The organism is Piscibacillus halophilus (assembly GCF_900110685.1).
Lineage (GTDB): Bacteria > Bacillota > Bacilli > Bacillales > Alkalibacillaceae > Piscibacillus > Piscibacillus halophilus.
In genome coordinates, this window is sequence record NZ_FOES01000005.1 from 109578 (window position 1) to 119609 (window position 10032).

Sequence of the window (10032 nt, forward strand, 5' to 3'; positions counted from 1 at the left end):
TGTATGACGCACACTATTGTAAAGTGAATATTATTGTTTTTTATAAACTATTTTTATTTTACTGTATTTTTAATCAAAAATAAGATCGGAGAAAAACGAACTAAACCATAGTAAATATAGGGCTGGCCAAATACGCTACCTTTATCCCCAATCACCTTCTAGATGCATACACTAATTAAAAAGTGGAGGTATGACTATGTTTCAATATGATGAATCACAACATGTCCCGACTCACGAGTACAGTATTCGGCAACAACCAACCGTACAACAAATTATGCAGGTGCTTCGATCACAACATAATAACTTATATGCCCAATTGACTAGAGCTGGGGTCAATAGACGATTTATTGATTATATTTTTTATTTACTTGTAAGCTTTACGATCAATCAAGCAGATACTGATCAGTCAGCAAGACAAATCTATATTCAATTTACACGTCGCACACCGTGGATTAACCAATATTTTGGAGCGTTCAATGTTCCTCAAAGTTTAGTTGATCGTGTCTTAACGACTGTTGTACAAATTACATTAGATATTATTAGAGGCGATGATGAAGAACCTACTGCAGGTTGGTCCAATTGGGAAAACTTAGGGGGAAATTTAACTTCAGCCCCTAGTGTGTCTTCTTGGCAAGCTAATCGACTAGATGTATTTGCACGAGGACAAAACCAAGATTTAATTCACAAATGGTGGGATGGTAACCGTTGGAGTGATTGGGAAAGCCTCGGAGGTGTTTTAACCTCCCCACCTGGGTCTGTGTCATGGGGACCTAATCGAATCGATGTCTTCGTCAGAGGAACTGACCAAAGTCTTTATCACAAGTGGTGGGACGGTAGTCGTTGGAGTGATTGGGAAAACCTCGGAGGTACATTAACGAGTGCACCAACTGTTTCCTCTCAACGGCCAAATCAGTTAGACGTCTTTGTTAGAGGGACCAATAACCGCCTTTATAAAAGAACATGGAACGGCACACGATGGGAAGATTGGCAAGACCTTGGTGGTAACATTACCTCTCATCCAGCTTCCATTTCATGGGGACCAAATCGAATTGACGTATTTGCAAGAGGGCAAAACCAAGATTTAATTCATAAATGGTGGGATGGCAATCGTTGGAGTGATTGGGAAAGCCTTGGCGGGAGGCTTGCCGGTGCCCCAACTGCCTCATCTCGTCGCAACAATCAAATTGATGTCTTTGTCAGAGGAACCGATAATCGTTTATACAAGAAAACATGGAATGGATCTCGCTGGGAAGACTGGCAGGACCTTGGTGGCAACCTTACATCCCACCCTGCTGCTGTTTCTTGGGGACCTGATCGAATCGATGTCTTTGCTCGAGGTCAAGGACAAAACCTTAATCACATCTGGTATCAACAATAAGCAAAGAGGCTGTATCAATACATTTGATACAGCCTCTTTCTTTACTTATTCATTTTATTTAGAAAGTCACCAAGCAGCTCATCTAAGTCGGTTTCCTCTGGTTCTTCTTGATCCGTCTTTTCTTCCTCAGCATGTCGCTGCTTCATCATATCTTCCCAGTTAAACTCTTCAAGATCTGCATCTGAACTTGTATTGGTTTCAACATCCGCAGCAACTTCTGTTTCTCCCTCATGAATATCACCTTCATCTACCTCTTGAAGGTAAAGAGCCTCATCAATATCCGTTGATCGACTATTTAATGAAGCCAGTAATGATGTAGCGCGGACCGGGTCATTTAATAGATGGTAGATGATACTTCCTAATAACGCCTCTGAATGTTCGTGTTTAATCCAGTTACGTTGAGCTTTACTCAATTTGTTTGGTAATGGAATGGTGATGGTCTCTCGTTCCTTCGAATGATTTTGATTAACCCCTTCTAAAACAAACTCAGCAATTTTACTAGAAAAGTTCCGCCTCTCCGTTTCTTTTAAATGTTGTAACTCTTTTAAAAGATGGTCAGGCGTATCCGATGGAATCCGAAATGAGATCGCTTGTCCACGTTTTATTTCTGTTTGAGACTTCCTCATGACATCACCTTATTTATTCTTTACCGGTTTTTTCTTATCGGACTCTTTCTGTTGTTCATTCTTTTTCACAAAATCTGCCACCAATTTATAATAAGCATTCGCCATCATCCAAATGCTCTCTTTCTCATCTTCAAAGAATTCAATATTATACCCATCAAGATTATTGTTTAGCGTTTTGATATACTCTTTTAAGACATTAGAACCCCCACCGACAAAGTAACAAATCTCCGTCTGTGAGTTCTTTTGCCAGGTATTACGTAATAGACGATATTGTTTCTTCGCTAGCTCAAGTAAAATTCGATCTGTAATATCATGAACACTTGTCCGACTTCCTTTAACCATTATATGATTACGGTCATTGTTACGAGTTATGATTTCAACGACATCGCGACGGCTATCTAACTCAACGCCATGCTTTGAAAAGATTTCTTCTCTTATATTTTCTAATGACTCTGACACACCCAAATTGTATCCTTGTGCTTTATCATCATCTACCGTGCGATTTTTAATGACCGCAATATCAGTCGATAGGCCACCAATATCTTGAATCAAAATATGTTTATCAATTAAATCTTTGTTTGTAATTTTTAGGTTTTGGTCCATCACTAAATTGATGAACGCTGCAAAACCTTCTGGATAAACCTTAACCTCATCAAACTTCAAATTAACTTTAAGCCCTTGATACTTAGGCGTTACTAAAAACTCAACTTGGTGAACCGAACCCATTAATTTGGAACGATAACCTGCATCATTTCCTTCCTTTACTTCACGAAGAGGTAAGCCTGTACCTAACGTATAGTTAGCATCTACAGTACCTTGGGTTTTCGAGAAACCATTTGCTTGAACGGCGTCTAGAGCGAGTGACGCAAATAACATAACCAAAGTCTGATCCTCTTGTGATTTGCTGCTTCCTGGGTCTAATTCTGTTGAATTACTACTTTTTGTTGCTAAATGACCAACACGATAAATGACATTATTTTCTTTTAATGCCGGTGAATGAACTTTAATATGAATTCCTTCTAAAGGATTCTTTTGATCTAAATCTTCAATGCCGATAACCGGACGATCTTCAATATCTCTTGCAATGATATTTGGAATGTTTAATTCATTTTCCATTTCTCCAAAAATTGCTTTGACTGAATCATTACCAACATCTACAGCTGCAACTCTCGATTGACTCATTCATCATCATCCTTTTTTTATAATATGTAAAATCTCTTACTTACAAAGGATATGGGAGTTAAAGGACGACGACAATGAGCTTTAACAAAACGAAATGAAACTGTAAATCTAGCGAAATGGAAGGTTTTGTGTATACGGAATTGTATTCATTGTTTACAAATAAGTAAACAAACTAATATAACAACATGTATACTGTTTTGTTTACATGAAAACGATTTTGTTTTCAAACGTAAACTCATTGCAAACTTGTAAACATTGTAATAAAAAAAGACAACGGATATTACCCGTTTTCATTTTAATGAACCATATCATCTAAAATCGTAATCTCATGAATGTCATATAGCATATTCACTTTTATAGGTCTGAGATCATTATTTACTCGTAAGTCATAAGCCACTTCTCCAAGATATAATCCTTTGTTTTCTAAAACCCCTTCTATTATAACTGGTTGGTGGTTCTTCATACTTGTTATGGCGATACGCTTACCTATTAACGAGTCGAATATCGTATGTTTAGACTCTTCGTTCAATTCTTTGAAGGAAACAGGCAAACTTTGATGTTCTACTCTCTCATTTAAATCCATAACATCACCTCTTATCTATTAGCTTTAACAAGATAAGAGGTTTTCATAATTGCATATTAAACCATTTGCTCTCAAAATCGACCTGAACGAAAAATAGAATAAATCAGCCATGCGACCATTAACATCGCAATCATAAAACCAATCTCAATAGCTGGAATGTTCCATAATAACGAAGTCTGTCTTCCAAGAGCAGAACCAATAATAAGTCCAACCATAATAATGCTAAACGATAATAAAACAATACTAAACGATAAGCGGTTACTGACCGTATCTAGTTTAGAAAAGAATCGATCTGCTTCAGGTATAGAGATTTCAATAGGAACCTTTCTCTTTTTAGCTAAGGATCTTATTTCATTAATGACCTCAGGCATGTCTTCTAATATATCACCATATTCATCTATTTGCTCAAAAACATTTTTAGCAATCCGTTTAGGGTTATATTTCTCTCTAATCAACTTACGACCAAATGGTTCAGCAGCATCAATCATATTGAAATTAGGATCTAATTGTTCTATCACTCCTTCTAAAGTAAGGATAGTTTTCCCAACTAGTGTTAAGTCAGAAGGAATCGTAATTCGGTGATGATAAGCAATCGTAAATAAATCTGTTATAGTCTGACCTAGGCTCATTTCACTAACAGGGACATCATAATACTTGATCATAAACTGATCGATGTCTTCTCTTAATTCATGAAGATCGACGTCATCTGGTGCAACTCCCATTTTCATAATGGTTTTAATCATATCATCCGAATCTTGATTAACCATAGCCACCACTAAAGATGCTAAATGAGTTTTCATTTCAGAGGATAAACGGCCAACTAAACCGAAATCGATCCAAACAAGTCCGTGTTCAGATACAAAAATATTCCCTACATGAGGATCAGCATGAAAGTAACCGTCTTTAAAAACTTGATAAAATATTGTGTTAACGATTCGATCGGCCAACCACTTTAAATCAAAGTGACGTTCTAGCAACTGATCAATGTGATTAATTTTAATACCATCTATAAATTCCATCGTTAACACTTTTTTAGATGTGTAATCCCAGTAGATGGTCGGAATCTTAATAGTTGAATCATCACTGAATTGTTTTGCCATTAAATCCGCGTTTCTACCTTCTGTTACATAGTTTAATTCATCTTTAATAGCTTTTGAAAATTCCTCTACCACATTAGTTACTTGATGTCTTTCAGCCCAATCAAATCGTTTTTCCGCACGTACAGCTATTTCACGAAGGATTTCTAAGTCCGTATGTATCTGCTGATCTACTTGCGGACGTTGGACTTTGACAGCTACACGCTCGCCAGACTTTAACACCGCTTCATGCACCTGTCCTATAGAAGCTACTCCTACAGGTGATGCCTCAAACCTATCAAATGCTTCCTCTATAGGAACACCAAGCTCTTCTTCAACTATTCTCTTTACTTCGTCAAATGAAAAAGGGGTGATCTCGTCCTGTAGTAAGGATAACTCTTCTATAATGTCTTCAGGTATTAAATCAGGCCGAGCACTAGCCATTTGCCCTATTTTAATAAACGTCGGACCCAACTCTTCTAAAAAAGATCGGATTCTCTGACCTAGTGATTTTGAATAATACTGATTTCGCCTAACATATAAACGTCGAGGAAGTGAAAAAATTTGATCTAAGCCAAGCTCTTTAACGATAAAACCCAGCCCATTTCGAGAAAAAGCCATCGCAATTTCACGATATCTTTTAATATGACGCATATGCTTTCTAAAAATAATAACCCTCCTCGAGCTATATTGGACATGGAGCCTATCCTTTATTAAGATTCTTCCTTATTTTGGGTAAGTTTACCCTTTATGACTAGTCGAAAACAAAAAGAACCTTTAATCCACGATGAGATTAAAGGTTCTTGATATAAACTAGTGATTAATTATGAACTGGTTGCTCTTCATATTCGACTTCAACATCAGCTTGCTTTTCAGGTTCTTGGACATTTAGATCAAGTACTTCTGCTGTGGTGGCATGGACTTCTCGAAGTAAATCCGGGTTCTCCATAAGTGATACTCCATAAGAAGGAATCATTTCTTTAATTTTTGGCTCCCACTCTTCTACGTATTCAGGGAAACAATTCTCGATGACTTCTAACATAACATTCACAGCTGTCGATGCTCCTGGAGAAGCTCCAAGTAAAGCAGCAATCGATCCGTCAGCACCACATACCACTTCTGTACCGAATTGTAATGTGCCTTTTCCACCTTCGTCTGTATCTTTAATAACTTGCACTCGCTGTCCAGCTACGACTAAATCCCAATCCTCGCTTTTCGCATTCGGAATAAACTCGCGTAAAGCTTCCATACGTTTTTCTTTCGATAACATGACTTGTTGGATTAAGTACTTCGTTAATTTCATTTCTTTAACACCGGCTGATAACATCGTAAGAACATTATTCATTTTGACCGAAGTTAATAGATCTAACATAGAACCTTCTTTTAAAAACTTAGGAGAGAATCCAGCAAATGGTCCAAAAAGCAACGTCCGTTTATTGTCGATATATCTTGTGTCAAGATGAGGGACCGACATCGGTGGCGCCCCCACTGGAGCTTTTCCGTAAACTTTTGCTTGATGCTGATTAATGACTCGTGGATTATTACAAACCATAAACAACCCACTTACAGGGAATCCACCAATTCCTTTACTTTCAGGAATACCAGACTTTTGTAATAAATGAAGGCTTCCTCCTCCTGCACCTATAAAGACGAATTTCGCATGATGAAGCTTAACCTCACCCGTATTTAAATCTTTAACTTTAACTTCCCACGAACCATCACTTAATCGATTTAAATTTTCAACATCATGCTGGTAGTTTAATTGAACGTTTTGATCTTTTAAATGATCGAACATTTTACGTGTTAAAGCACCAAAATTAACATCCGTTCCTGAATCAATTTTCGTAGCCGCAATAGGCTCGTCTATCGTTCTATTATTCATAATAAGCGGGATCCACTCTTTTAATTGATCCGGATTATCAGAAAACTCCATTCCCTCAAACAAAGGATTACTAGTCATAGCTTCATAACGTTTCTTTAAAAACGTTACATTTTCGGCACCTCTTACTAAACTCATATGAGGTAATGGCATAATGAACTCTTGAGGGTTATCTAACATTTTTCTGTTCACTAGATATGACCAAAATTGTTTAGAGACCTGGAACTGTTCATTAACCTTGATTGCTTTATTGATATCAATCGTGCCATCAGGTTTTTCATTCGTATAGTTTAACTCACATAATGCAGCGTGCCCTGTTCCCGCATTGTTCCACTCATTAGAACTTTCCTCACCTGTGTTGGCTAATCTCTCAAATACCGTAATTTTCCAGTCAGGTGCTAGTTCCTTAAGCAACGACCCTAACGTCGCACTCATGATTCCAGCCCCGATTAAAATAACGTCTGATTTCATTTGTCCACTGCTCATAATAACCTTCCCTATATTCCAGTTTTGTTAAAAGATGTATACGTTCATTGGACCACTAAAAAAGGACATAACAACCTACCGTACCTCATCTTTTAAACTTATATTAAAGTAATACTATAATTTATAAATCATACTATTCATTTACTATTATATAATAGATAGCCAGTATTTAAAAGTAGCATCATGGGTCTTTCATTCCAATCAATATCAATTATAGGTTTGAACTATTTTATGATTAATATTATGAGTTCACATTAAAATGGACTTACATTTCCCTATTAAAATGAAAAAATAAGGGGCGCGATTCAATGACTCGTGTCCCTTATTTTATATATCTTTAATCAGCTATTTTATTAGAGTTCAAGCACTCTATGATATCAGTTGACAAAAAGCGACAAACCTATAATAATAACTAGTGTTTCATGATAATTATTATAGAAATGTAACGATTGGTTACACTATCTATAATAGGAAAAAAATATATAAAACAGGAGGAGTTTCAGTTATGTCTTTAATCGGAAAAGAAGTAGAACCATTTAAAGCACAAGCCTACAAAAATGGTGAGTTTATCGAGGTAACAGATCAAGATTTTAAAGGGCAGTGGACTGTTGTTTGCTTCTACCCAGCAGACTTTACTTTCGTGTGTCCAACTGAGCTTGAAGACCTTCAAGAACAATATCCTAAACTTCAAGAGCTAGGCGTTGAAGTATACTCTGTTTCAAGAGACTCTCATTTTACACATAAAGCATGGCATGATACATCAGAAAAGATTGGTAAAATTACTTACGCTATGATTGGTGACCCTGCACACATTCTTTCACGTAACTTTGATGTTTATATTGAAGATTTAGGTCAAGCTGATCGTGGTACTTTCATCATCGACCCTGACGGTGTAATTCAAGCTGTAGAAATTAACGCAGAAGGTATTGGTCGTGATGCAAGCACGCTAATCAACAAAATCAAAGCAGCACAATACGTGCGTAACAACCCAGGTGAAGTTTGCCCAGCTAAATGGGAAGAAGGCGAAGAAACACTTAAGCCAAACCTTGACCTTGTAGGTAAACTTTAAGGAGAGCGATTATACATGGCACTTGATGCAGAAATTAAGTCCCAATTAAGTCAGTACCTTCAACTACTTGAAGACGATATCGTACTTAAAGTTAGCACCGGTTCTGACAAAACTTCAGAAGAGACACTAGCTCTAGTTGATGAACTAGCTACCATGTCATCTAAAATTTCTATAGAAAAAACTGAATTAGAAAGAACACCTAGCTTCAGTGTTAACCGTGTCGGAGAAGACTCAGGAATCACGTTTGCGGGTGTCCCATTAGGTCATGAATTTACTTCACTTGTTTTAGCATTACTTCAAGTTAGTGGTCGACCTCCAAAGGTTGAACAAAATATCATCGACCAAATTAAAGAAATAGATGGCGAGTATCACTTTGAAACTTATGTAAGTCTCTCATGTCATAACTGTCCGGATGTTGTACAAGCGCTCAATATCATGAGTGTACTAAACCCAAATATTACACATACGATGATTGATGGCGCTGCGTACAAAGAAGAGGTTGAATCTAAAGATATTATGGCTGTGCCAGCGGTTCATCTAAATGGTGAATCATTTAGTAACGGTCGTATTTCACTTGAAGAGATCCTTGCTAAATTAGGTAAAAGCCTAAGTGCGGACGAACTTTCAGGAAAAGACCCATACGACGTTCTTGTCGTAGGTGGAGGTCCAGCTGGTGCAAGTGCGGCAATCTATGCTTCTCGTAAAGGTATCCGCACAGGTATGGTAGCTGAACGCTTAGGTGGTCAAGTACTCGATACACTAAGTATTGAAAACTTCATCAGTGTAAAAAACACTGAAGGACCTAAATTAGCAGCTGCTCTTGAAGAACATGTTAAAGACTATGACATTGATATTATGAATCTACAACGCGCTAAGGGATTAGAAAAGAAAGACCTTTTCGAGCTTGAACTTGAAAATGGTGCTGTACTTAAGAGTAAAACAGTCATCATTTCTACAGGTGCTCGTTGGCGTACGATTAATGTTCCTGGTGAAGCTGAATTCAAAAATAAAGGTGTGGCTTATTGTCCTCACTGTGATGGTCCATTATTCGAAGGAAAAGACGTTGCAGTTATTGGTGGCGGTAACTCAGGTATTGAGGCAGCCATTGACCTTGCAGGTATTGTTAATCATGTAACGGTTCTTGAATATAATTCAGATTTAAAAGCGGACGAAGTATTACAAAAACGCTTATACAGCCTGCCTAACGTCACTGTTTTAACAAATGCTCAAACCAAAGAAATCACTGGTACGGACAATGTCAATGGTCTTACTTATGTTGACCGTGAATCAGGTGACGAAAAGCATATCGAACTAGCCGGTGTATTTGTCCAAATTGGACTTGTTCCAAATACAGATTGGTTAGGCGATCAGCTTGAGCGTAATAAAATCGGTGAAATTGTTGTTGATAAAAACAGTGCTACGACAATTCCTGGAGTCTTTGCTGCAGGCGATTGTACTGACAGTGCTTATAACCAGATTATTGTTTCCATGGGATCCGGTGCAACGGCAGCATTAGCCGCATTTGACCATCTCATAAGAAACTAATATACGTTTTTAAAATCACTATTCTATTAAGGATAGTGATTTTTTCTGGCTCTATAATATTTGTTGGGGTAAAGGTTATTTTCTGATAATTCACTATAAGTCTTTAAGAGTAACTTCCAGGTTAGGCCTTCCCTTTCCACGGGCGATCCGCGAGCCTCCTCGAACTCCACTAACGTTACGTTCTGTGGGGTCTCGCCTGGCTCGCTTC

General features: G+C 37.5%; 8 protein-coding genes. 3 read left to right on the plus strand and 5 right to left on the minus strand.

Features of this window, described 5'->3' with window-relative positions; all coding sequences use genetic code 11:
• Nucleotides 1-196: 196 nt before the first annotated feature.
• Nucleotides 197-1378, plus strand: coding sequence for a PLL family lectin (locus tag BMY57_RS04570; protein ID WP_256205244.1), 1182 nt, complete (start codon nt 197-199; stop codon nt 1376-1378).
• 41 nt (nt 1379-1419) lie between these two features.
• Here BMY57_RS04570 and BMY57_RS04575 read toward each other — a convergent pair whose 3' ends face one another.
• From BMY57_RS04575 to BMY57_RS04595, 5 genes are all read right to left on the minus strand, one after another.
• The gene (locus BMY57_RS04575; RefSeq protein ID WP_091772844.1) at nt 1420-2004 is read right to left on the minus strand and encodes a hypothetical protein; all 585 of its coding nucleotides are present in this window, start codon (nt 2002-2004) and stop codon (nt 1420-1422) included.
• 9 nt (nt 2005-2013) lie between these two features.
• Nucleotides 2014-3186, minus strand: a complete 1173-nt coding sequence (locus BMY57_RS04580; protein ID WP_091772845.1) for a ParM/StbA family protein — start codon at nt 3184-3186, stop codon at nt 2014-2016.
• A 295-nt stretch (nt 3187-3481) separates the two neighbouring features.
• Nucleotides 3482-3769: a hypothetical protein gene (locus BMY57_RS04585; protein WP_091772846.1), complete on the minus strand. Its 288-nt coding sequence runs from the start codon at nt 3767-3769 to the stop codon at nt 3482-3484.
• 71 nt (nt 3770-3840) lie between these two features.
• Entirely contained in the window at nt 3841-5499 is a 1659-nt protein-coding gene (locus BMY57_RS04590; RefSeq protein ID WP_256205245.1) for an ABC1 kinase family protein, read from the minus strand.
• A gap of 166 nt (nt 5500-5665) precedes the next feature.
• Nucleotides 5666-7210 carry a malate:quinone oxidoreductase gene (locus BMY57_RS04595; RefSeq protein ID WP_091772847.1) on the minus strand — a complete coding sequence of 515 codons (1545 nt, stop codon included), beginning with the start codon at nt 7208-7210 and terminating at the stop codon, nt 5666-5668.
• A 505-nt stretch (nt 7211-7715) separates the two neighbouring features.
• Here BMY57_RS04595 and ahpC point away from each other — a divergent pair.
• Together ahpC and ahpF are read left to right on the plus strand one after the other, a co-directional pair.
• On the plus strand, nt 7716-8279 hold the full coding sequence (gene ahpC / locus BMY57_RS04600; protein ID WP_091772848.1) for an alkyl hydroperoxide reductase subunit C: 564 nt from the start codon (nt 7716-7718) through the stop codon (nt 8277-8279).
• Between the two features lie 15 nt (nt 8280-8294).
• Nucleotides 8295-9824, plus strand: coding sequence for an alkyl hydroperoxide reductase subunit F (gene ahpF, locus BMY57_RS04605; protein WP_091772849.1), 1530 nt, complete (start codon nt 8295-8297; stop codon nt 9822-9824).
• Nucleotides 9825-10032 lie beyond the last annotated feature (208 nt).